This window comes from Agromyces sp. NPDC058484 (assembly GCF_042720415.1).
GTDB lineage: Bacteria > Actinomycetota > Actinomycetes > Actinomycetales > Microbacteriaceae > Agromyces.
This window is the reverse complement of the sequence record NZ_JBHXMP010000019.1, coordinates 25,048-46,935: the sequence shown is the minus strand read 5'-3', so window position 1 is coordinate 46,935 and position 21,888 is coordinate 25,048. Positions and strand designations below refer to the sequence as shown.

The following is a 21,888-nucleotide window of genomic DNA, read 5'->3' as shown; positions in this document are numbered from 1 at the left end:
TCAACGGAGAGAGTGGGCGAGAGGCTGTGTCGAGCCAATTGACCGGGTCGGGGTCCGAGGAGACGACCGCGGGCGAGTACGGAGCCAACGAGTGGCTCGTCGATGAGATGTACCAGAAGTACGTCGCCGACCCCGAATCCGTCGACAAGACCTGGTGGCCCGTGCTCGAGCACTACCATCAGGGTCAGGCGGGCGGCTCGACCGATGCGGCGACGACGCAGGCGACGGATGCCGCACCCGCCGCCGAGGCATCCGCCCCTCCCGCCGCACCCGCGTCGACCTCCGAGGCCGCACCGTCGGCCAACGCTCCCGCCGCCGTCATCGGGCAGGCGCCCGAGGCCCGCACCACCTCGGTCGCGCCACGCACGGCGCCGGTGCCCGCCGACGTACCGGTCACGAGCCCGCAGCCCGTCATCGCCGAGGCCCCTCATGAAGACGAGGTCGTCACGCTCAAGGGCATGCCGAAGACCCTCGCGGCCAACATGGACCAGAGCCTCACGGTGCCGACCGCGACGAGCGTGCGCACCATCCCGGCGAAGCTCATGATCGACAACCGCATCGTGATCAACAACCACCTCCGCCGTGCGCGCGGCGGCAAGGTGTCGTTCACGCACCTCATCGGGTGGGCGCTCATCCAGGCGCTCAAGGACTTCCCGAGCCAGAACGTCTACTACACCGAGGTCGACGGCAAGCCGAGCATGGTGAAGCCCGCCCACATCGGGCTCGGCATCGCCATCGACATCCCGAAGCCCGACGGCACCCGTGCGCTCCTCGTGCCGGCGATCAAGCGCGCCGAGACGATGACGTTCAACGAGTACCTCACCGCGTACGAGGACCTGGTGCAGCGGGCACGCCAGAACAAGCTGAAGGCCGACGACTTCTCGGGCGCGACGATCTCGCTCACCAACCCCGGCGGCATCGGCACGGTGCACTCGGTGCCGCGGCTGATGAAGGGCCAGGGCTGCATCATCGGTGCGGGCGCCCTCGAGTACCCCGCCGAGTTCCAGGGCTCCTCCGAGAAGACCCTCGCGAACCTCGCCATCGGCAAGACCATCACGCTCACGTCGACCTACGACCACCGGGTCATCCAGGGCGCGGGATCGGGCGAGTTCCTGAAGAAGGTGCACGAGCTCCTCATCGGGCAGCGCAACTTCTACGAAGACCTCTTCGCGGCGCTGCGCCTGCCCTACGAGCCGATCCGCTGGGCGCCCGACATCTCGGTCGACATCGCGAGCGCGATCGACAAGACCGCCCGCGTGCAGGAGCTCATCAACTCGTTCCGCGTCCGCGGCCACCTCATGGCCGACACCGATCCGCTCGAGTACGTGCAGCGCTCGCACCCCGACCTCGACATCGCCAGTCACGGCCTCACCTTCTGGGACCTCGACCGCGAGTTCGTCACGGGCGGTTTCGGCAGCACCCGCAAGATGCTGCTCCGCGACATCCTGGGCGTCCTTCGTGACTCCTACTGCCGCACCATCGGCATCGAGTACATGCACATCCAGGACCCGGTGCAGCGCAAGTGGATCCAGCACGAGGTCGAGCGCAAGTACGAGAAGCCGACCCACGACGAGCAGATGCGCATCCTCGGCAAGCTCAACGAGGCCGAGGCCTTCGAGACCTTCCTGCAGACGAAGTACGTCGGCCAGAAGCGTTTCAGCCTCGAGGGCGGCGAGTCGGTCATCGCCCTGCTCGACGAGATCCTCCAGGGCGCGGCGAAGCAGGGCCTCGACGAGGTCGCCATCGGCATGGCGCACCGCGGGCGGCTCAACGTGCTCACCAACATCGCGGGCAAGACGTACGGGCAGGTGTTCCGCGAGTTCGAGGGCACGCAGGATACGAAGTCCTTCGCGGGCTCCGGCGACGTGAAGTACCATCTCGGCACCGAGGGTACCTTCACCGCCGACGACGGCCATCAGATCCCCGTGTCGCTGGCTGCGAACCCCTCGCACCTCGAGGCCGTCGACGGCGTGCTCGAGGGCATCGTGCGCGCCAAGCAGGATCGCAAGCCCATCGGCACCTACTCGACCGTGCCGATCCTCATCCACGGCGACGCGGCCATGGCCGGCCAGGGCGTCGTCTTCGAGACGATGCAGATGTCGCAGCTCCGCGGCTACCGCACGGGCGGCACGATCCACATCGTCGTGAACAACCAGGTCGGGTTCACGACGGTGCCGGGCGACGCCCGATCGTCGATCTACTCGACGGATGTCGCGAAGACGATCCAGGCCCCGATCTTCCACGTGAACGGCGACGACCCCGAGGCCGTCGTGCGGGTCGCGGAGCTCGCGTTCCGCTACCGCCAGGAGTTCAAGCGCGACGTCGTGGTCGACCTCGTCTGCTACCGCCGCCGCGGGCACAACGAGGGCGACGACCCCTCGATGACGCAGCCGCTCATGTACAACCTGATCGAGGCGAAGCGCTCGGTGCGCAAGCTCTACACCGAGGCGCTCGTCGGCCGTGGCGACATCACCGAGGAGGAGTACGAGGAGGCGCATCGCGACTTCCAGGACCGGATGGAGCGCGCGTTCGCCGAAACGCACGCTGCGCAGACCGGCGCGATCCCCATCGTCGGTGCGACCGAGAAGAACCACGTCGAGGAGCCCGCCACCGGCGAACTCGAGACGACGGGCGTCTCCAACGACGTCGTCCGGGTGATCGGCGACGCGTTCAGCAACAAGCCCGCCGGGTTCACCGTGCACCCGAAGATCCAGCAGCTGCTCACGAAGCGCCACGAGATGAGTCGCAACGGCAAGATCGACTGGGGCTTCGCCGAGCTGCTTGCACTTGGCTCGCTGCTCCTCGAGGGCACGCCGGTGCGCATGGCCGGGCAGGACGCCCGCCGCGGCACGTTCGTGCAGCGCCACGCCGTGCTGCACGACCGCGAGAACGGCCAGGAGTGGCTGCCGCTGCAGAACCTCGCCGAGAACCAGGCCCGGTTCTGGATCTACGACTCCCTGCTCAGCGAATACGCGGCGGTGGGCTTCGAGTACGGCTACTCGGTCGAGCGCGCCGACGCCCTCGTGCTCTGGGAGGCGCAGTTCGGCGACTTCGCGAACGGCGCGCAGACCATCATCGACGAGTTCGTGTCCTCGGCAGAGCAGAAGTGGGGCCAGCGCTCGAGCGTCGTGCTCCTGCTTCCCCACGGCTACGAAGGCCAGGGACCCGACCACTCGAGCGCCCGCATCGAGCGGTACCTGCAGATGTGCGCCGAGAACAACATGACCGTGGCGCGCCCGTCGACGCCGGCGTCGTACTTCCACCTGCTCCGCCGCCAGGCCTACGCCCGCCCGCGCCGCCCGCTCGTCGTGTTCACCCCGAAGGCGATGCTTCGCCTGCGCGGCGCGACGAGCGAGGTCGCCGACTTCACGAGCGGTCGCTTCGAGCCGGTGATCGACGACGCCCGCATCACCGACAAGGCAGCGGTGAAGCGCGTGGTGTTCCTCTCGGGGAAGCTCTACTACGACCTGATCGCCGAGCTCGAGAAGCACCCGAATCCCGAGATCGCGATCGTGCGCCTCGAACAGTTCTACCCGCTGCCCACGGAGCTGAAGCCCATCGCGGACTCCTACCCGAACGCCGAGCTGATGTGGGCGCAGGACGAGCCCGAGAACCAGGGCGCATGGCCGTACTTCATCATCGAGACGAACAAGCTCGGCCCGCGCCCGGTCACGGTCGTCGCGCGAACCTCGGCGGCGTCGCCCGCCACCGGTTCGGCCAAGCGTCACGCCGCCGAGCAGGCCGAACTCGTCCGGCGCGCGCTCACCCTGTAGCCGCGGGTCGTCGACGCGCGACTCGAAGGGGGCCGGATGCCACGGGGCATCCGGCCCTCCGGCCTGTCACGCCGTCCGCACTGACGGCCGACCGTCGGCCGGCGTCAGTCGACGAGGATGCCGTGCCCCGACTGGATATCGCGGATACGGGCGAGCACGACCGTGCGCAGCTCTTCGGGGGCGCTCTCCTTGCAGGCACGCTGCACGACCTCGGTGATGGCGACGCCGATGCGGAGCTCCGCCCGGCAGTCGGCGCAGCTCTCCACGTGCTCACGGATGTCCGCGGCATCCTCCCGACGAAGTTCGTGGTGGAGGTACTCTTCGAGCTCGGCCCTGGCCTTGTCGCAACCGCAGTCGGTCATCTCGAACTCCTTGGCATGCTCTGCCTCCTGGTGGGTCGTCGCGCGGGCTCGCCCGCCGCGAAACCCTGTTCGCGGGCGTAGTCGGCGAGGGACTCGCGCAGCAGCCGCCTGCCACGGTGCAGACGGCTCATCACGGTGCCGATGGGGGTGTTCATCATGTCGGCGATCTCCTGGTAGGAGAACCCCTCGACGTCGGCGAGATACACGGCCAGCCGGAAGTCCTCGGGCAGCGCCTGCAGCGCGTCCTTCACTGCGCTGTCGGGCAGGTGGTCGATCGCCTCCGCCTCGGCCGAGCGGCTCGAGCGGGCGGTCGTCGACTCGGCACCGCCGAGCTGCCAGTCTTCCAGGTCGTCGATGGTGCCCTGGTAGGGCTCGCGCTGCTTCTTGCGGTACGTGTTGATGAACGTGTTCGTGAGGATGCGGTAGAGCCATGCCTTGAGGTTCGTGCCCTGGGTGAACTGACCGAAGGCGGCGAACGCCTTCACGAAGGTCTCCTGCACGAGGTCCTGCGCGTCGGCCGGGTTCTTCGTCATGCGAAGGGCGGCCGCGTAGAGCTGGTCGATGAAGGGTAGCGCCTGCTCCTCGAAGAGCTCCCCGAGCGACCGGCTCTCGTCGGAGGCGGCGTCGTCGTGCGGCGTGGTGTCGGTCTCGTCTGGGGTCATCACCGGCCATCCTAGATCGTCTGCCGGAACCCTCGCCGGGCGTTCGAGCAACGCAAGCGACACGCGCACCATCTCCTTCCGCGTTCCCTGACGCTACTGTTGATAACCGATGCAGATTTCGAGGTATTCCGCACCCGAGTTCGATCCGTACGGCGACGCCAGGCAGACCGAGACGGACGACGGATGGCGTGCGCCCGTCGCCACCGGCCCGCTCGCGTCCGTCGTGGCGCTGCCCGGCTCGAAGTCCCTCACGAACCGCGAGCTGGTGCTCGCCGCCCTCGCCGACGGCCCGTCGACCCTCCGCGCCCCGCTCTGGTCCCGCGACAGCGAGCTGATGGTCGAGGGCCTCCGCGCGCTCGGCACCCGATTCGAGCGGATGCCGGGAACCGGCGGCTTCGGCGACGATCTGCGCGTCGTCCCGGCCGACGAGCTGCTCGGGTCGACGACCATCGACTGCGGCCTCGCCGGCACGGTCATGCGCTTCCTGCCGCCGGTGGCCGCCCTCGCGCTCGGGCCCACCATGTTCGACGGCGACGAGGGCGCACGCCGGCGACCCATGGGCGGGTCGATCCTCGGGCTGCGCGCGCTCGGCGTCGACCTCGACGACGACCGACGGGGTGCGCTGCCGTTCACGGTGCACGGCACCGGCCGGGTCGAGGGCGGCGCACTCGAGATCGACGCCTCGGCGTCGAGCCAGTTCGTGTCGGGCCTGCTCCTCTCCGCCGCCCGGTTCGAGCGCGGCCTCGACCTCCGGCACACGGGCGAGCGGCTGCCGAGCCTGCCGCACATCGAGATGACGATCGAAACGCTCCGGGTCCGAGGCGTCGAGGTGGCCTCCCCCGAGCCCGGCCGTTGGCAGGTCGCGCCCGGGCCGATCCGGGCGATCGACGTGCACATCGAGCCCGACCTCTCGAACGCCGCGCCGTTCCTCGTCGCCGCGCTCGTCGCGGGCGGGCATGTGACGATCCCGGGCTGGCCCGCCGAGACGACCCAGGTGGGCGCGCGTCTGGCAGACCTCCTCCCCCGCTTCGGCGCCACGGTGACGCTCGACGACGACCGGCTCACGGTGCGGGCACCCGAGCCGTCGCAGGGGGGCGGACGCGGCATCCGGGGCGTCGAACTCGACCTGTCCGAGGCGGGCGAGCTCGTGCCCAACCTGGTCGCCCTCGCGGCGTTCGCCGACGAGCCGAGCATCTTCACCGGCATCGGGCACATCCGGCACCACGAGACCGACCGGCTCGCAGCGCTCGTCGCCGAGCTCAACGGGCTCGGTGGACGCGTCACCGAGCTCGAAGACGGCCTCCGCATCGAGCCGGCGCCGCTGCACGCCGGTCCGTGGCGCGCCTACGCCGACCACCGCATGGCGACGAGCGGTGCGATCGTCGGACTCGCCGTGCCGGGCGTCGTCGTCGACGACATCGCCTCGACCGGCAAGACCCTGCCGCAGTTCACGAGCCTCTGGGAGCAGATGCTCGCATGAGCTGGTGGGACGCCGACGACGACGAGGACGAGCCCGAGTTCGACGAGTCCGATGTGCGCGTGCGTCCCAACCGTCGCGGCTCGAGGCCGCGCACGAAGATGCGGCCGGAGCATGCCGACGCCGTGCAGGGCATCGTCCTCGGCGTGGACCGGGGCCGCTATGCGGTGCTCGTCGATGACGGCGGAGCCGACGAGCGGGAGATCACGGCGGCCCGCGCGAGCGAGCTCCGCCGCAAGTCGGTCGTGACCGGCGACCGCGTCGACCTCGTCGGCGACACGAGCGGCGAGCCCGGCACGCTTGCACGGATCGTGCGCATCGGCGAGCGCTCGACCCTCCTCCGGCGCAGCGCCGACGACACCGACGAGGTCGAACGGGTGATCGTCGCGAACGCCGACCAGATGCTCATCGTCGTCGCCGCGGCCGACCCGGAGCCGCGGATCCGCCTCGTCGACCGTTACCTCGTCGCGGCGTACGACGCCCGCATCCAGCCCCTCCTCTGCATCACCAAGACCGACCTCGCCGACCCCGCGGAGTTCCTCGAGAACTTCGCCGGTCTCGACCTCCCCGTGTTCCGCTCGAGCACCGACCGGATGCCGCTCGCCGAGATCACGCACGACCTCATCGGACACCGGACGGTCTTCGTCGGCCACTCGGGTGTCGGCAAGTCGACCCTCGTGAACGCGCTCGTGCCGGGGGCGGATCGTGCCATCGGGCGCGTCAACGCGGTGACCGGTCGCGGGCGCCACACGTCCTCGTCGACGATCTCCCTCCGCGTCGACGGCGACGGCGGCACGGGCTGGGTCATCGACACCCCCGGCGTGCGCTCGTTCGGCCTCGGCCACGTCGACCGCGCGAACATCCTCGGTGCGTTCACCGACCTCGCACGCGTCGCGGAGCTGTGCCCCCGCGGGTGCACCCACCTTCCCGACTCGCCCGACTGCGCGCTCAACGAGGCGGTCGACGCCGGCGAGCTGGGCGAGACCGGCCGGGCACGCCTCGACTCCCTGCAGCGGCTGCTCGACACGTTCGCGTGACATCCAGCCGATCTGCCTACGATTGACGGATGACCGACGCACGCCTCGCCCCCGGCGACCTCGCCCCCGACTTCACCCTCGACGACCAGGACGGCCGGCCCGTCGCCCTCTCGTCCCTGCGCGGATCCCGCGTCGTGCTGTACTTCTACCCCGAGGCGATGACCCCCGGCTGCACGACGGAGGCCTGCGACTTCCGCGACAACCTGAACTCGTTCGCCGGGGCCGGAGTGCGGGTGGTCGGCATCTCGAAGGATCCGGTCGACAAGCTGAAGCGCTTCGCCGAGCGCGACCGCCTGAACTACACGCTCCTGTCCGACGAAGACCTCGCCGTGCAGCAGCGGTACGGCGTATGGGGCGAGAAGTCGCTCTACGGCAGGATCGTCGTCGGCGCCATCCGCTCGACGTTCGTCATCGGCGAAGACGGTCGCATCGAGCGCGCCTGGTACAACGTGAAGGCCACCGGCCACGTCGCTCGCGTGCGCCGGGAGCTCGGCCTCGCGGCCTGATCGTCATTCGTCGTCGGGCTCGGATGCCGCGCCGTCGCCCCGCGCGAATGCGAGCCGCACGGGCGGCCAGAGCAGCAGCCCGATCACGGTGACGGCCGGCACGAGCAGCAGCCACCCGACATCCGGGCGCGCGAAGAGCCCCTGGAACGCGCCGACCGCGATCGACAGCTGCAGCACCTGCCACACGATCGCCGCGGCGCGCGACCAGGGGGCGCGCCGGAGCGACGCGATCGCGACCGCGCCCACCCACACGAGCGCGATCACGACGAGCACGAGCAGTGCGATCGCGGTCGCGTACGACGCCGGTTCGAGCGCCAGCAGGTCGATCACGAGCCACACGACGAGCGCGGCGAGCGCCGCCGCCTCGAGCAGCAGGATGCCGCTCACGACGACGAGTGCGGCCTTCGCACCACCGGAATCGAATGCCGCTTCGGGCATGGATCCGTCGCTTCGGTCGGTGCGATTCACAGAGTAATCCCAAACACGGCTATTGATTCGATCTCTCCGCTATGCGACCATTTATGAGGCCGAATTGATGCTCACAGGGACGTGAGCCGATCAGTCATGATCCTACTTCCCGAGATTCGGCTTTCCCCCTGCAGCAGCCGGAATCGGCACGCGCCATTGCGCGCGTCTGCGAACGAAGTACACGCAAGGAGCATCTTCATGGATTGGCGCGACAAGGCCGCCTGCCTCACCGCAGACCCGGAACTCTTCTTCCCGGTCGGCAACACCGGCCCCGCCGTCGATCAGATCGAGAAGGCGAAGGCGGTCTGCGGCCGTTGCACCGTCACCGAGATCTGCCTCCAGTACGCCCTCGAGACCGGCCAGGACTCGGGCGTGTGGGGCGGCCTGAGCGAAGACGAGCGCCGTGCCCTCAAGCGCCGCGCGGCCCGCGCGCGTCGCGCATCCTAAGGCTTCGGCGCGCCGGAGGCCGAACCGCCGACGTTGGACGCTCGCGCTACACCGGCGCGATCCAGCGCAACGGCACCTCGATGGTGACCTCGGTGCCACGACCGACGACCGTATGCCAGTCGATCGTGCCGCTGAGCTCGCCCTGGATGAGGGTGCGCACGATCTGCGTCCCCAGCCCCTCTCCGACCTTGCCTTCGGGAAGGCCTGAGCCGCTGTCGCGCACCTGCACCGTGAGCGTCGTCGGCGAGCGGTCGGCCGTGATCTCGACGTCCCCCTCCTGACCGGCGAGCCCGTGCTCGACGGCGTTCGTCACGAGTTCGGTGAGTGCGAGCGCGAGCGGCGTCGCGTATTCGCTCGGCAGCACGCCGAAGGATCCGGTGCGTTTCGGGTGCGCGGTCGTGTTGTGCGCCGATGCCACCTCCGCAACGAGCAGCAGCGCCCGGTCGAAGACCTCGTCGAAGTCGACGTTCTGGGTGAGCCCCTCGGAGAGCGTGTCGTGCACGACCGCGATCGCGCCGACACGGCGCATCGCCTGCGTCAACGCCTCGCGTGCCTCGTCGGAATGGGTTCGACGTGCCTGGATTCGCAGGAGCGAGGCGACGGTCTGCAGGTTGTTCTTCACGCGGTGATGGATCTCGCGGATCGTCGCGTCCTTCGTGATGAGCTCCTGCTCCTGGTGCCGGAGCTCGGTGACGTCGCGGCTCATCACGATCGCCCCGACACGCTCGCCTCGGTGCCGGATGGGGATCGCCCGCAGCGTGACGGTGACGCCGCGCGATTCCACGTCGGTGCGCCATGGCGCACGACCCGTGACCACGAGCGGGAGCGACTCGTCGACGACGAGCTTGCCACTGAGGAGCCGCGTCATGACCTCGGCGAGCGACTCCCCCTCGAGTTCGTCGTCGAAGCCCATGCGGTTGAACGCCGAGAGCGCGTTCGGACTCGCGAACGTCGTGACCCCGTCGACATCGAGGCGGATGAGGCCGTCGGATGCGCGAGGTGCGCCGCGCCGCGGACCGGTCGGCGCACCGAGGTCGGGGAAGTCGCCGTAGGCGATCATCTGGAAGAGCTCCTCGGCGCACTCGTTGAACGTGAGCTCCTGGCGGCTCGGCGTGCGCGTGGCGCCGAGATTCGTGTGGCGGGTGATGACGGCGACGGGCTCGGTCGCAAGCTCCGTGACGGCCGCCGAGACCCGGCGCATCACCGGAACGGCACGCACGCGCGTGGGCATCTCCTCGTACCAGTCCGGTGCGGAGGAGTCGACGATCTGCGACGCCTCGAAGGCACGCGTCACGAGTTCCTGCCATTGCGACTTGATCGGCTGTCCGACGAAGTCGCGGTAGAAGAGGGTCGCCGCACTCGACGGCCGGGAGTGAGCGACCGCGACGAAGTCGTCGTCGCCCGACGGCACCCAGAGCACGATGTCGGCGAAGGCGAGGTCGGCGAGCAGTTGCAGGTCGCCGACGAGCATGTGAAGCCAGTCGACGTCGGCCTGACTGCTGCGGCCCTGGGCGAGGACGAGATCACTGAGGGTCGACACAGATCCAGCGTAGTGCGCGGCTCAGCCGGTGGCCGCCCGTCGCATCGGTGCGAACGCGAAGCCACGCCGCCTCACCGGTTCGGGCACGGGAAGGAGTCGCTCGAGTGCGTAGTCGCGGACCGCGGTGCGGAGCGGGCTCCGCGGCGCGGCATCGCGGAGGGTGCGCGCGGTGAGGATGGCCGCGTCGGCGGCCCTTCCGTCGTGCGGAAGCATGACCGAATCGGTGATGCCCCCGAAACGCCGGAGCGTCTGGCGCACCTGGGCGTGCGCATCGATGCCCAGAGCGCGCGTGCGAACGCGGTTCACCATGACGTCGATTCGCTCGGGCTCGACGAAATCGATCAGGTCGCCGTGCCCGCGGAGGAGTCGTGAGAGGCCGACCGGATCGGCGAGCCCGACGGCGACCACGCGGTCGGCAACGGTGAGCGAGGCGAATGTGGCCGCGTTGCGCCGCGGGGCGAACTGGTCGCTCGTCAGCTCCTCGTCGCGCTCGAGGCTGAAGCCCGTGTCGATCACGACGTACTCGACCCAGCCGCGGATGGCCTCGAGGGCGGCGGAGACGCGGTCGGCCGCCAGTTCGGGCCACCGACTCGGGCCCACGAGACCGGTGAACACGTCGAACGAGGCGCGGGGAGCCGAGTACCGTTGGGCGATGCGCTCCAGCTCGGCGCGATCAAGCGCTCCCCCGGCGGCGAGCCTGCAGGCCGAGGCGAGACCGGGCGCCTCGTCGAGCAGGCCGAGCGACGGGGCGACCGTACCGCCGTACGGATCGGCGTCGACGAGCGCGACCGAGTGGCCGGCGGCGGCGATCTCCGCGGCGAGGTTCACGGCGATCGTCGTGCGGCCCGGCGCACCGGCGGGCCCCCAGACGGCGATCGTCGAGGCTGTGCGCGGCTCACGCGGCGACGTGTCGCCGATGCGTGTCGGCACCGGCACCCCGCCGCGCACGAGCGGTTCGATCTCACGCCAGCTCGCGGAACGGTCGACCACCTCGTGCAGGCCGAGTTGCGCTGCATGCGCCCGCTCGGCGTCGCCTGCGGCGAGCGCGATCAGCCGGATGCCGCGATCGTCGCACGCCGTGAGGAGCTCGGCCCCCAGCGTGTCGCGGCCGGCGCCGACGAGCACCACCTCGGGGCCGAGCACGTCGAGGTTCTCGAGGACGTCTCGCCAGCTCACCAGCCGGGCGACGACGACATGGCCGTGCTCGACGGCATCGGCGAGCAACCGATCCTCTGTGCCGGGGTCGAGCGCGAGGGCGAGCCGAGCCATCAGTCTGCACCCGTACGTGCCAGCACGAGGTCGATCGCGTCGCCGGCGGCGAGCCCCTGGAGTACCGCCGCGACCTTCTCACGCGGGATGAGGAGCTCGACGGAGACGCCGCCCGTCGCGACCATGCCTTCGGGCTCCTGGACACCCGCGATCTCGGCACCGGCGACGAGCACCGCGGGCGGCTCGTAACTGCCCCGGTCGACCAGTCGCGCCGCCCAGACATCGACCGTCGCGCCCGCGCCGAGGCCGCTCGGCAGCGCGCCGCGGCTCGGCACCACGACCGTCGCGAGGCCCGTTCGGTCGACGGAGTCGACGGCCGAGTCGGGCACGAGCTCGCCCGCCTCCATCGTGCGCGTGACCACCAGTCCGCCGTCGGGCAGGTCGCCGGGGGCGAGGTAGTGGTCGGCGGTCGCACCGAGACGAACCGACTCCACGGTGAGATCGGCGGCCGCGATCGGGGTTCCGGGTGTGACGGTGTCGCGGACCGAGTACACCTCGATGGCGTCGTCGAACCCCGAGACGAGTGCCCACACGCCCGCCGTCGAGGCGGCGATCAGCACGATGCCGATGAGCAGCCGCGGGTCGAGTCGAAGTGCGCCTCGATCCGCGCGATCGGTTCGACGGGCCATCGTGCTCCTTCCAGATGCGGCGCGTGTCGCGCCGGCATCCATCGTGACGCGATTCCGAGAGGACGCCCAGAAGTTATCCACACCCGCAGACGCCTCGGCGCCGCGGGTCGATAATCGACACATGACCTCTCCCGGTTCAGGTGACGAGATCGGCCGGTTCCTCACCGTCGCCGACGCGGCAGAACTCCTCGCCGTCGATGTCGCGACCGTCGACGAACTGATACGGTCGGGCGAGCTTCCCGCCATCCGTGTCGGCAGTTCGGGTCCGTGGCGGGTCGAGCGCGCCCAACTCGAGGTGTGGATCGACGACCAGTACGAGCAGACGCGGCGCCACGCCCTGTGGAACCAGGGCGAGTTCGCGAACACGACGGAGCTCTCGGGGGTTCGTTCCGGGCACCTCCGCCCGGTCGACTGACGTACGGCTGCTTTCAGCCGAACTCGACGAGCACGATTCGTTCGAGCGGGACGATGCGGTAGCCTCGCACCTCCTGGTCCCGACGCGGGGTTCCCGACTCGTGGAGCGCGAGGTCGATGTGGTCACGCGCGACTCGATCGAGCGTGCCGTGCACCGTGACGTCGTCGGTGGTGAGATGTACCGGCATGCGGCGGCGAGACAGGTCTCGCAGCACGAATGACAACCCGATGCGCTCCGCGAGCCGGGTCGACGATTCGGGCGAGGGCAAGAGGCTCGGGTCGAGTTGCGCCCGAGTCGGATGGATCGACGCAATCGCGGCGAACGGCACCACGCACTGCGTGGCCGTCTGCTGCCCACCGCGCACCGCGGCGCTCAGCCAGTCGCGACCGAAGGAAAGCGGCCGAAGGTCGAGCGCCCGCCCTCCTCGGAGCTCGATCCTCACTGAGGCCGCCGGGTCGTCGCCGGCGGCACGGGACATGGCGCTCAGGCGATCGCGGAGCGTCAGGCGACCGAGCCGAAGCCGTTCCTCCTCGATCGCGAGCGCGCGCTCCTCATCGCGCTGCTCCTGATCGATTTGCGACTCCAGGTCGTCGAAGAGCAGGTCCCAGCGCATGCACGCACGTTACCCCGGGATGCAGCGTTACCCGATCGTTTTCCACAGGCCGCGAATTCGCTTGACACGATTCGGACCGCTTGAATACGGTTCAGTCAGGGATCACCCGATCACCCCCGATCGGGGGTGATTCCGAGGTCGGCCGATGTCGACGCGACCCCCTTCTGGAGCACTGATGACCGCACGCCCTGCCGTTGCACGCACCGTCGTTCGAGGATCCACCGTGCAGTTCCTCGACGACGAGGACGACTACTTCGCCCGGCAGCCTTCCCGCCGCAGCGAGCTTCCCGATCCCGAGCCGCTGCTGCGGAATCTCACCCATTGCGTCATCGAGGTGCTCGCGGGTGCTCGCGACCTCGACCAGCTCGCGCGCTGGGTCACCGACGACGTGTACCGCAACCTCTCGAAGCGCGTCGTGCTCGCCTCGCGAGCGCGCCGCGCCAAGGGGCAGGCACCCCGACGGCCTGCGTTCTCGATCGGCAACGTGATCACGTGCGAGCCGGCCGACGGCGTCGTCGAAGCCGTCATCATGGTGCACCAGCGCCCGAGGTCGCGCGCGGTCGCCATCCGGCTCGAGGGACTCGACCAGCGCTGGCGCGCGAGCGCGATCGGCGTGCTCTGACCTTCGCCTGGCCGACCACCGTTCACCGGACGCGCGCCCTGCCCGGCGCGGGCCGATGCTCGGCTCAGCCGCCCTTGCGCTCCTGCGCCCTGCGCTCGGCGCGGTTCTGGGGCTGCGACTGTCCGCCGCCGTCGGTGCGCTGGCCGAACGCGCCACGCGCCGGCTCCACCTCGGGCGCCTGCGCCTGCGCGACCGCGCGCCGTGCGCGCTGCGTCGCCGCCTGCTGCACCTGCCCGCGCTGGTTGCGCACCTCGACGCCGCCGGCGTCGCTCGGGGCGGAGTAGCTCAGCTTGTCGTCGGATGCCCCCTGGCGCCCGAGTCCCTTCGCCTCGATGGTCGCGCCGCCGACGCCGGCCTGCGGTGCGACCTCCACCTCGAGGTTGAAGAGGAACCCGACCGTCTCCTCGCGGATCGATCCCATCATCTGCTGGAACATCGCATACCCCTCGCGCTGATACTCCACCAACGGATCGCGCTGCGCCATGGCGCGGAGGCCGATGCCGTCCTTCAGGTAGTCCATCTCGTAGAGGTGATCGCGCCAGCGACGGTCGATGACCGACAGCACGACACGACGTTCGAGCTCGCGCATGGCAGGGCTGCCGAGCTGCTGCTCGCGTCGCTCGTAGGCGAGCTTGGCGTCCGAGAGGATTTCGCGACGGATGAAGTCGCGGTTCACGCGCCCTTTCTCGCCGGCCTCGGCGACGACCTCGTCGATCGTGATGCCGATCGGGTAGAGCGTCTTGAGCTCGGTCCAGAGCGCGTCGAAGTCCCACTCGTCGGGGTTGCCCTCTGCGGTGTGCACGTCGAGCACTTCGTCGATGACGTTCTCGAGGAACGTCTGCGTGCGCTCGTGGAGGTCGTCGCCCTCCAGGATGTGCCGCCGGTCGCCGTAGATGGCCTCGCGCTGGCGGTTCAGCACGTCGTCGTACTTGAGCACGTTCTTGCGGATCTCGGCGTTGCGCGCCTCGACCTGCGACTGCGCCGAGCGGATGGCGCGCGTCACGACCTTCGACTCGATGGCCACGTCGTCGGGAACCCCGCGGGACATGAGGCTCTCGGCCGCACCCGCGTTGAACAGGCGCATGAGGTCGTCGGTGAGGGAGAGGTAGAACCGGCTCTCGCCGGGGTCGCCCTGACGGCCCGAACGGCCGCGCAGCTGATTGTCGATGCGACGCGACTCGTGGCGCTCGGTTCCGAGCACGTACAGGCCACCGGCGGACAGCACCTTCTCGGCCTCGACCGCGACCGCGGCCTTGACCCGCTCGAAGACCTCGTCCCAGGCCGCCTCGTACTCGTCGGGGGTGTCGACCGGGCTGAGTCCGCGTTCGTGCATCTCCTGCACGGCGAGGAACTCGGCGTTGCCGCCGAGCATGATGTCGGTTCCGCGACCGGCCATGTTCGTCGCGACCGTGACGGCGCCGTGCCGGCCCGCCTGTGCGACGATGGCGGCCTCGCGGGCGTGGTTCTTGGCGTTCAGCACCTCGTGCCGCACGCCCTTCTTGGCGAGCAGCCGGGAGAGGTACTCGCTCTTCTCCACGCTCGTCGTTCCGACGAGCACCGGCTGGCCGTTCTTGTGGCGCTCGACGATGTCGTCGACCACCTGGGCGAACTTCGACTCCTCGTTCTTGTAGACGAGGTCCGACTGGTCGATGCGCACCATGGGCTTGTTCGTCGGGATGGGCACGACCCCGAGCTTGTAGGTGGACATGAACTCGGCGGCCTCGGTCTCGGCGGTGCCCGTCATGCCCGAGAGCTTCGCGTAGAGGCGGAAGTAGTTCTGCAGCGTGACGGTGGCGAGGGTCTGGTTCTCGGCCTTGACCTGCACCCCCTCCTTCGCCTCGATCGCCTGGTGGATGCCCTCGTTGTAGCGGCGCCCGACCAGGATGCGGCCGGTGTGCTCGTCGACGATCAGCACCTCGCCGTTCATGACGACGTAGTCCTTGTCGCGCTTGAAGAGGGCCCGCGCCTTGATCGAGTTGTTCAGGAACGAGATGAGCGGCGTGTTCGCCGACTCGTACAGGTTGTCGATGCCGAGGTAGTCTTCGACCTTCTCGATGCCGGGCTCGAGCACGCCGACGGTGCGCTTCTTCTCGTCGACCTCGAAGTCCTCGCCGGGCTCGAGTCGCTTCGCAAGGCCCGCGAACTCGCTGAACCAGCGATTCGCCTCGCCCGACGCGGGCCCCGAGATGATGAGGGGCGTGCGCGCCTCGTCGATGAGGATCGAGTCGACCTCGTCGACGATCGCGAAGTTGTGTCCGCGCTGCACCATGTCGCCCGACTGCCATGCCATGTTGTCGCGCAGGTAGTCGAAGCCGAACTCGTTGTTCGTGCCGTAGGTGATGTCGGCGGCGTACTGCTCACGGCGCACCGCGGGCGTCTGGCCGGCGACGATGCATCCGGTGGTCATGCCGAGCGCGCGGAAGACGCGACCCATGAGCTCGGACTGGTAGCTCGCCAGGAAGTCGTTGACCGTGACGATGTGCACGCCACGGCTGGTCAGCGCGTTCAGGTAGGCGGCGGTCGTCGCGACGAGGGTCTTGCCCTCGCCCGTCTTCATCTCGGCGATGTTGCCGAGGTGCAGGGCCGCCCCGCCCATGAGCTGCACGTCGAAGTGACGCAGGCCGAGGGTGCGGCGGCTCGCCTCGCGCACCGCGGCGAACGCCTCGGGCAGCAGGTCGTCGAGCGACTCGCCGCCTGCGTAGCGCTCGCGCAGCTCGACGGTCTCGTGCTTCAGCTCGTCGTCGGTGAGCGCCTGGAAATCGTCTTCGAGGGCGTTGATCGCCGCTGCGTAGTTCTCCAGTCGCTTGAGGGTGCGACCCTCGCCGACGCGGAGGACCCTTTCCAGAATCGAAGCCACGAATGTTCTCCTGTAGTCGTCGGGCGCCGCCGTGTTCCTCGGTGGAACAGCCCTCGGTGGAACAGCCCTCGGTGGAACAGCCCTCGGAAGGAACTTCCTCGGGTGGAACTTCCTCGGGTGGGACTGGCGGGCATGCCCGTTGCCGCCGTGCAGACGGTCATCATAACCATGCTAGCGGTGAACCGGCCCCGTGCCCTGAGCCTGTCGAAGGGCCTCGCTTCGACAGGCTCAGCGAGCGGGATGCGGAGCGCGCAGCGTCAGGCGGTCGCCCGCTGCAGTTCGGGTGCGGACCCGCCGGATTCGGCATCCGCTCGGTCGTCGAGGCCGATCAGGCCGTAGTCCCATCCCTTGCGGCGGTAGACGACGCTCGGGCGCCCCGTCTCGGCGTCGACGAAGAGGTAGAAGTCGTGGCCGACGAGTTCCATGAAGTAGAGGGCGTCGTCGACGGTCATCGGGTTGGAGGCGAACACCTTGCGGCGGATGACCACAGGGCAGTAGACCTCGTCTTCCTCGGTCGCCTGGTGGTTCTCGTCGACGACCGGAATGCTGCCCGTACGCACCTGTTCGAGCACTTCGGGAGCTGCGGCCTGCACTCCGACCTCGCTGAACCCGATGTCGGTGGCCTCGCGGAGCGACGTGGGCCGGCGTTGGCCGCGATGGACCTTTCGGCGGTCCTTCGCGCGGCGGATGCGCTCGAGGAGACGCCCGAGGGCGACGTCGAACGCGGCGTACTTGTCTGAGCCGTCGGCCTCGGCCCGCACGGTGGGGCCCTTGCCGACGAGGGTGAGTTCGACGCGGTCGAGGCCGGTGTTGCCGTTCTTCTCATTGTGACGGCTGAGCTTCACGTCGAGGGAGATGGCTCGTTCGGCGAGATTGGTGACCTTCTCCGACTTCTCCTCCGCGTAGGCGCGGAATCGGTCGGTGACTCCCAGGTTTCGTCCGACGATGTTCAGTTCCATGACGACCTCCATCTACCGGCGTGTCACCCGGGGCTGAAGGGCGGATCGACCACGCCTGTCCTGCCACCGTAGCCCCCTTGCGCGGCAATGTCACGGAGTCCGTCCCGTGCGTTCGCCGCACCCACGGAACGTCGCAGCGGCGTCTCGGCGAGCACTGCGATCGCCGCGACCGAGCCGCCCGCTGCGGCCAACGCCCGTCGTGCTTCGACGAGGGTGGAGCCGGTCGTCAGCACGTCGTCGACGAGCAGGAATCGCCGTCCGGCGAGCGTCTCACGGGCCCTCAGCGTCCCGGCCGCGTTCGCACGGCGGCCGTCGGCCCCGAGCCCCGCCTGGTCGCTCCGTGCACGTGCGAGACGCAGTACCCGCGACGAGCGGATGCCGCGGCGGGCGAGCAGGAGCTCGACCGGCGCGTACCCCCGCTCCCGCATCGCGTCCGCGGTCGACGGCACCGTGCACACCTCGACGGATCCCCGCGGCACGCCGACGAGGGCCGCCGCCATCGCGGTGCCGAGCGCGCCTGCGAGCGCGCCCGCGGCATCCGTTCGCCCTCCGTCCTTGAACGCGCCGATCGCGTTCGCGACCCTGCCCGAGTACTCGAGACCTGCCCAGGCCGCGCCGAGGACCGGCCGCTCGACGAGGCGGGGCGTCACGAGGAGGGCGAGGCGGCAGTCGCCGCAGACCGCGCGGTCGGCGGCGGCGCAGCCGACACAGGTGACCGGCACCAGCACGGCGAGCGCGTCGAGCGCCGCGCTTCGCACGGCGGCGAGGACGCGCGGTGCGATCGGTGCGGGAGGAGGCATCACCCTCCGAGTGTCACCCGCACCGCCGCGTCGGCCACGACGGGACCGCACGTCGTGCGGCGCCCGCGTCGGATCGGAGAGGTGGAGGACGAGTGGATCAGCCCGGCTGCTGCGGGGCGATCAGACGGATGCCGGTCGCGCGCACCTGCCAGCCGACGCCGCTCGGCACGCCGAGCTCGCCACTCGCCGTGAGCGCGCGAAGGTCGCTGTTGCCGCCGTCGATGAGCACGCCGCCGTCCGGTCCGTCGCGCTGGCTCGAGAACCCGCCGAGCTCCTGGGTGACGATGCGCGTCGTGCCGTCGGGCAGGCCCGTGATCGAGGCGACGGTGCGCGCGTCCAGCCACGCGACGTCGAGCGGGGTGCCCGAGACGTCGTCGAGTCGCAGCGGCGTGGTGCCCAGAGCGACAGGCCGGCCGTCGCCCTCGCGTTCGATCGAAGCGGCGACGAAGTGCGTGCCCGCCCCGTCGGCAAGGAGCGCCACGATGCGCGTCGAGTCGCGCGAGACCTCGATCGCGGCGATCGACGTTCCGCTCCACGGCACGGCGACCTGATCGGAGGTGCCGTCGGGCGCGAACCACACGAGCTGGTCGGGTGCCCCGGCGGGCACCGACCACACGACCCCCTCGCCGTCGACGGCCGGCGTCACGAGATCCGCACGCGGGTCGAGGAGCACCGGTTCATCGCCGGTACGTACGATCGAGACGCCCTGCGCATTGAGGACCGCCGCGGAGGAACCGCCCGGGCCGAGGGCGACGCCGGTGGGGGCGAGCGCGGCGACCTGCGGTGAGAGTCCCGGGATCGGGTCGATGCCCTCCCCCGAGACCGCGAGATAGCCGAACGTCTCGCCGTCGAAGACGACCGCGCGCGGGTCCACGCGGGGATTCTTCAGTGGCGGATCCGAGAGCGGCGGCGCGTCGGGGTCGGCCCCGTTCAGCGTGAGGTCGACGTCGTCGATGTTGCGCACCCCGATCAGGCTCGCGTCGAGCTGCGCCTGCATGCGCTGCACGGCGCGCAGGTTGTCGAAGGCCGCGCCCGTGAGCGAGACGCCGGCGACGCCGCCGACCACCGGCACCGCCGCCGGTTCCAGCTGCATGCCTTCGGGGAACGCCGAGACGACGCCCGGCGCCAGCCATTCTGCGGGTCCGGCGAGGAGCGAGCGCACGATGCTCGTCTGCGCCGAGTCACGGCCGGCGTACCAGCGCACGTCGGGCACGAGATAGCGGAACGTCGGATCGAAGAAGTAGAGGGTGTACTCGCGGAACACCTGGGCGAAGCTGACCTGGTCGATCAGCAGGCCGGCCGGCGCGCTCGAGATGCGCCATTCTCCGTCGACCTGCTCGAACCGGTAGTCGAGCGGGATGGGGGTGCGCGAGTCGGGCTCCTCGTACTGGCCGTTGTCGCCCAGCGAGGCTGCGGGGGTCGCGTCGACGCGGATCGTCGCCTCGTCGACCACCTCCTCGTCGCGGTCGGCGAGCACATCGATCGTGGCTCGGGCGTCGGCCTGCCACTCGTCGGCGAACCCCGGCGTCAGGAACTCGCGGGCGACCTGGTAGTTGTTGCGCGGGCTCTGCGCCGCGAAGATGAACCCGTCGAGGATCTCGAGCTGCGTCGCGCCGTCCGCGGGGCCCTGCACGATGAAGTCGAGGTCGACCGACGAGTCGACGAGCGCGGGGTCGCCCCGCTGCACCGAACCCGAGCCGGGGATCGTCGCGCACCCCGACAGCACGAGGCAGACCAGGGCGACGGATGCCGCGAGCAGGCGTCTACGCATCGTGCTGCTCCCCTCGCGCGACTGCGGGACCGACGGGCTCGACGGCCCCGACCGCGCCGGTCGCCGTCGGACCGGCGGCACCCGGATCCTCGGGTTGGAGCGGCAGCGGTGACACGACGGCCGCGGCATCCGGGGTCCTCGGAAGGGTGAGCCGGAACACCGAGCCCTTGCCTGGCTCCGACCATACGTCGAGCGAGCCGCCGTGGGCGACCGCGTCTTCGAGCGAGATCGCGAGGCCCAGGCCGGTGCCGCCGATCGTGCGCATCCGGCTCGGCTCGGCCCGCCAGAACCGGTCGAACACGCGCGCCGCATCCTCCTCGTTCATGCCCAGGCCGTAGTCGCGCACCGAGAGCGCGATCGCGTTCTCGTTGCTGTCGATCGCGACGACGATCGGGCGTCCCTCGCCGTGCTCGATCGCATTGCCGAGGAGGTTGCGCACGATGCGGCGGATGCGCCTCGGGTCGACGTCCGCGTCGAGATGGCCGCCCGGGGCGACGAGCCGCAGTTCGCTGCCGCGTTCCCGCGCCAGCTCGTGCATCGACTCGATCGCGTCGCCCGCGAGGTGCACGAGGTTCGTCGGCTCGATCGTGAGGGTCACCGACCCGGCGTCGTACCGGCTGATCTCGAGGAGGTCGGCGAGGAGTCGTTCGAAGCGGTCGGTCTGGGTGTGCAGGAGCTCGACGGTTCGCGACGTCGGCCCCGGGAAGTCCTCGCGTTGGCCGTAGAGCACGTCGCCGGCGAGCCTGATTGTCGTGAGCGGCGTGCGGAGCTCGTGCGAGACGTCGGAGACGAACCGCTGCTGCATGACCGAGAGCTCCGCGAGCTCGCGGATGCGTGCCTGAAGGCTGTCGGCCATGCCGTTGAAGGATGCCGCGAGCGCCGCCAGCTCGTCCTCGCCCTTCTCGGGCACGCGCACGCCCAGGTCGCCGGCGGCGAGCCGCCGGCTCGTCGCCGCGGTCGTGCGGATCGGCTCGATGACCCAGCGCACGACGACCAGCGTGATCGCGCTGAGCAGCGCGAGCAGCGCAGCGGCGCCGATGAGTCCCGTGAGGTGCATGAACGCGAGCGTCTGCTCCGCCTCCCCGAGGTTGTAGCCGATGTAGAGCTCGTAGCGCCCGGCGGCCGGGACATCGAGGTCGCTCCCGACGACGATGCCCGGCGACGTCGCCCCGTCGGCATCCGCCAGCGAGACGGACTGCCAGTACTGACCGCCCGGGTCTTCCTGCACCTGGTCGCGCAGCTCGGGCGTGATCACGCCGCCGCCGAGGCGCGGGCTGAGCCGGTCGGGCGGGGCGATCAGCACGGGCGTCGCCCCGGGTTCGCGGAACAGCGCGACGTCAGTGCTTCCCGAGACGCTCGAGACCGTGTTGATCGCCGAGCTCATGAGCAGTTGGAGCGACGCCCGGTCGGAGGCATCCGACGAATCGAGGATGAGCTGCGCCGCCCTGGTGGCGCTGTTGGACGCCTCGAGCACGCGCTCGCGCTGGTCCTGGAACAGGTTCGAGGCGACGCTGAAGGAGATGTAGAGCCCGATCACGGCGATCGCGAGCCCCGACAGCCCGAGCGTGATGAGGACGGTGCGGAACTGCAGCGAACGACGCCAGAGCGCCGCGATACGGCGCGGGGTCTCACGCCACGAACCGGCGGCGAAGATCGGGGAGGCGTCGGCCGCGATCATGCG

General features: G+C 70.1%; 19 protein-coding genes. 7 read left to right on the top strand and 12 right to left on the bottom strand.

Features of this window, described 5'->3' with window-relative positions:
• The first annotated feature begins 26 nt into the window (after positions 1-26).
• Positions 27-3,773, top strand: a complete 3,747-nt coding sequence (locus tag ACFWN7_RS14855) for a multifunctional oxoglutarate decarboxylase/oxoglutarate dehydrogenase thiamine pyrophosphate-binding subunit/dihydrolipoyllysine-residue succinyltransferase subunit (RefSeq protein WP_376939611.1) — start codon at positions 27-29, stop codon at positions 3,771-3,773.
• A 104-nt stretch (positions 3,774-3,877) separates the two neighbouring features.
• On the opposite strand, the gene rsrA is transcribed toward ACFWN7_RS14855, so the two are convergent.
• Both rsrA and ACFWN7_RS14845 read right to left on the bottom strand, forming a co-directional pair.
• The gene (gene rsrA / locus ACFWN7_RS14850) at positions 3,878-4,135 is read right to left on the bottom strand and encodes a mycothiol system anti-sigma-R factor (RefSeq protein ID WP_376939610.1); all 258 of its coding nucleotides are present in this window, start codon (positions 4,133-4,135) and stop codon (positions 3,878-3,880) included.
• Positions 4,132-4,869, bottom strand: a complete 738-nt coding sequence (locus ACFWN7_RS14845; RefSeq protein ID WP_376939609.1) for a sigma-70 family RNA polymerase sigma factor — start codon at positions 4,867-4,869, stop codon at positions 4,132-4,134. The genes rsrA and ACFWN7_RS14845 overlap by 4 nt, the downstream gene beginning before the upstream one ends.
• Positions 4,870-4,906: 37 nt before the next feature.
• On the opposite strand from ACFWN7_RS14845, the gene aroA reads away from it, so the two are divergent.
• From aroA to bcp, 3 genes are read left to right on the top strand one after another with little or no spacing between them, the layout of a single operon-like run.
• Positions 4,907-6,277, top strand: coding sequence for a 3-phosphoshikimate 1-carboxyvinyltransferase (gene aroA, locus ACFWN7_RS14840; protein ID WP_376939608.1), 1,371 nt, complete (start codon positions 4,907-4,909; stop codon positions 6,275-6,277).
• Entirely contained in the window at positions 6,274-7,311 is a 1,038-nt protein-coding gene (gene rsgA, locus ACFWN7_RS14835; RefSeq protein ID WP_376939607.1) for a ribosome small subunit-dependent GTPase A, read from the top strand. Before aroA ends, rsgA begins: the two co-directional genes overlap by 4 nt.
• Before the next feature lie 29 nt (positions 7,312-7,340).
• Positions 7,341-7,817, top strand: a complete 477-nt coding sequence (bcp, locus tag ACFWN7_RS14830; RefSeq protein WP_376939606.1) for a thioredoxin-dependent thiol peroxidase — start codon at positions 7,341-7,343, stop codon at positions 7,815-7,817.
• A 3-nt stretch (positions 7,818-7,820) separates the two neighbouring features.
• On the opposite strand, the gene ACFWN7_RS14825 is transcribed toward bcp, so the two are convergent.
• Positions 7,821-8,255, bottom strand: a complete 435-nt coding sequence (locus ACFWN7_RS14825; protein WP_376939605.1) for a hypothetical protein — start codon at positions 8,253-8,255, stop codon at positions 7,821-7,823.
• Between the two features lie 228 nt (positions 8,256-8,483).
• Between ACFWN7_RS14825 and ACFWN7_RS14820 the strand changes: the two genes are divergently transcribed.
• Positions 8,484-8,732: a WhiB family transcriptional regulator gene (locus tag ACFWN7_RS14820; RefSeq protein WP_022881603.1), complete on the top strand. Its 249-nt coding sequence runs from the start codon at positions 8,484-8,486 to the stop codon at positions 8,730-8,732.
• Between the two features lie 46 nt (positions 8,733-8,778).
• On the opposite strand, the gene ACFWN7_RS14815 is transcribed toward ACFWN7_RS14820, so the two are convergent.
• The 3 genes from ACFWN7_RS14815 to ACFWN7_RS14805 are packed head-to-tail and all read right to left on the bottom strand — an operon-like array spanning position 8,779 to position 12,170.
• Complete coding sequence (locus ACFWN7_RS14815) at positions 8,779-10,272, bottom strand: sensor histidine kinase (RefSeq protein WP_376939602.1); 1,494 nt, start codon at positions 10,270-10,272, stop codon at positions 8,779-8,781.
• A 21-nt stretch (positions 10,273-10,293) separates the two neighbouring features.
• Positions 10,294-11,541, bottom strand: a complete 1,248-nt coding sequence (locus ACFWN7_RS14810; protein ID WP_376939601.1) for a CpaE family protein — start codon at positions 11,539-11,541, stop codon at positions 10,294-10,296.
• On the bottom strand, positions 11,541-12,170 hold the full coding sequence (locus tag ACFWN7_RS14805; protein ID WP_376939600.1) for a hypothetical protein: 630 nt from the start codon (positions 12,168-12,170) through the stop codon (positions 11,541-11,543). The genes ACFWN7_RS14810 and ACFWN7_RS14805 overlap by 1 nt, the downstream gene beginning before the upstream one ends.
• A gap of 121 nt (positions 12,171-12,291) precedes the next feature.
• Between ACFWN7_RS14805 and ACFWN7_RS14800 the strand changes: the two genes are divergently transcribed.
• Positions 12,292-12,585: a helix-turn-helix domain-containing protein gene (locus tag ACFWN7_RS14800; protein WP_376939599.1), complete on the top strand. Its 294-nt coding sequence runs from the start codon at positions 12,292-12,294 to the stop codon at positions 12,583-12,585.
• A 13-nt stretch (positions 12,586-12,598) separates the two neighbouring features.
• Here the strand turns inward: ACFWN7_RS14800 and ACFWN7_RS14795 are convergent, their stop codons facing one another.
• A complete protein-coding gene (locus ACFWN7_RS14795) occupies positions 12,599-13,198 on the bottom strand; it encodes a hypothetical protein (protein ID WP_376939598.1) in 600 nt (199 codons plus the stop codon).
• Positions 13,199-13,421: 223 nt separating this feature from the next.
• Between ACFWN7_RS14795 and ACFWN7_RS14790 the strand changes: the two genes are divergently transcribed.
• Entirely contained in the window at positions 13,422-13,820 is a 399-nt protein-coding gene (locus ACFWN7_RS14790) for an Rv3235 family protein (protein ID WP_376939596.1), read from the top strand.
• A gap of 64 nt (positions 13,821-13,884) precedes the next feature.
• On the opposite strand, the gene secA is transcribed toward ACFWN7_RS14790, so the two are convergent.
• From secA to mtrB, 5 genes are all read right to left on the bottom strand, one after another.
• Positions 13,885-16,677 carry a preprotein translocase subunit SecA gene (secA, locus tag ACFWN7_RS14785; RefSeq protein ID WP_376939595.1) on the bottom strand — a complete coding sequence of 931 codons (2,793 nt, stop codon included), beginning with the start codon at positions 16,675-16,677 and terminating at the stop codon, positions 13,885-13,887.
• A 257-nt stretch (positions 16,678-16,934) separates the two neighbouring features.
• Complete coding sequence (gene hpf / locus ACFWN7_RS14780) at positions 16,935-17,636, bottom strand: ribosome hibernation-promoting factor, HPF/YfiA family (RefSeq protein ID WP_376939594.1); 702 nt, start codon at positions 17,634-17,636, stop codon at positions 16,935-16,937.
• A 23-nt stretch (positions 17,637-17,659) separates the two neighbouring features.
• Complete coding sequence (locus ACFWN7_RS14775) at positions 17,660-18,436, bottom strand: phosphoribosyltransferase family protein (RefSeq protein ID WP_376939593.1); 777 nt, start codon at positions 18,434-18,436, stop codon at positions 17,660-17,662.
• Positions 18,437-18,533: 97 nt separating this feature from the next.
• The gene (locus tag ACFWN7_RS14770) at positions 18,534-20,207 is read right to left on the bottom strand and encodes a hypothetical protein (protein ID WP_376939592.1); all 1,674 of its coding nucleotides are present in this window, start codon (positions 20,205-20,207) and stop codon (positions 18,534-18,536) included.
• Entirely contained in the window at positions 20,200-21,885 is a 1,686-nt protein-coding gene (mtrB, locus tag ACFWN7_RS14765; RefSeq protein WP_376939591.1) for an MtrAB system histidine kinase MtrB, read from the bottom strand. Before mtrB ends, ACFWN7_RS14770 begins: the two co-directional genes overlap by 8 nt.
• Positions 21,886-21,888: the final 3 nt, after the last annotated feature.

What these genes read in the sequence shown, in the direction of transcription:
- rsrA (WP_376939610.1), bottom strand. Translation starts at nt 4,135, where the DNA reads ATGACCGACTGCGGTTGCGACAAGGCCAGGGCCGAGCTCGAAGAGTAC.
- ACFWN7_RS14845 (WP_376939609.1), bottom strand. Translation starts at nt 4,869, where the DNA reads ATGGTGCGCGTGTCGCTTGCGTTGCTCGAACGCCCGGCGAGGGTTCCG.
- aroA (WP_376939608.1), top strand. Translation starts at nt 4,907, where the DNA reads ATGCAGATTTCGAGGTATTCCGCACCCGAGTTCGATCCGTACGGCGAC.
- rsgA (WP_376939607.1), top strand. Translation starts at nt 6,274, where the DNA reads ATGAGCTGGTGGGACGCCGACGACGACGAGGACGAGCCCGAGTTCGAC.
- bcp (WP_376939606.1), top strand. Translation starts at nt 7,341, where the DNA reads ATGACCGACGCACGCCTCGCCCCCGGCGACCTCGCCCCCGACTTCACC.
- ACFWN7_RS14825 (WP_376939605.1), bottom strand. Translation starts at nt 8,255, where the DNA reads ATGCCCGAAGCGGCATTCGATTCCGGTGGTGCGAAGGCCGCACTCGTC.
- ACFWN7_RS14820 (WP_022881603.1), top strand. Translation starts at nt 8,484, where the DNA reads ATGGATTGGCGCGACAAGGCCGCCTGCCTCACCGCAGACCCGGAACTC.
- ACFWN7_RS14810 (WP_376939601.1), bottom strand. Translation starts at nt 11,541, where the DNA reads ATGGCTCGGCTCGCCCTCGCGCTCGACCCCGGCACAGAGGATCGGTTG.
- ACFWN7_RS14805 (WP_376939600.1), bottom strand. Translation starts at nt 12,170, where the DNA reads ATGGCCCGTCGAACCGATCGCGCGGATCGAGGCGCACTTCGACTCGAC.
- ACFWN7_RS14800 (WP_376939599.1), top strand. Translation starts at nt 12,292, where the DNA reads ATGACCTCTCCCGGTTCAGGTGACGAGATCGGCCGGTTCCTCACCGTC.
- ACFWN7_RS14795 (WP_376939598.1), bottom strand. Translation starts at nt 13,198, where the DNA reads ATGCGCTGGGACCTGCTCTTCGACGACCTGGAGTCGCAAATCGATCAG.
- hpf (WP_376939594.1), bottom strand. Translation starts at nt 17,636, where the DNA reads ATGGAACTGAACATCGTCGGACGAAACCTGGGAGTCACCGACCGATTC.
- ACFWN7_RS14775 (WP_376939593.1), bottom strand. Translation starts at nt 18,436, where the DNA reads ATGCCTCCTCCCGCACCGATCGCACCGCGCGTCCTCGCCGCCGTGCGA.
- ACFWN7_RS14770 (WP_376939592.1), bottom strand. Translation starts at nt 20,207, where the DNA reads ATGCGTAGACGCCTGCTCGCGGCATCCGTCGCCCTGGTCTGCCTCGTG.
- mtrB (WP_376939591.1), bottom strand. Translation starts at nt 21,885, where the DNA reads ATGATCGCGGCCGACGCCTCCCCGATCTTCGCCGCCGGTTCGTGGCGT.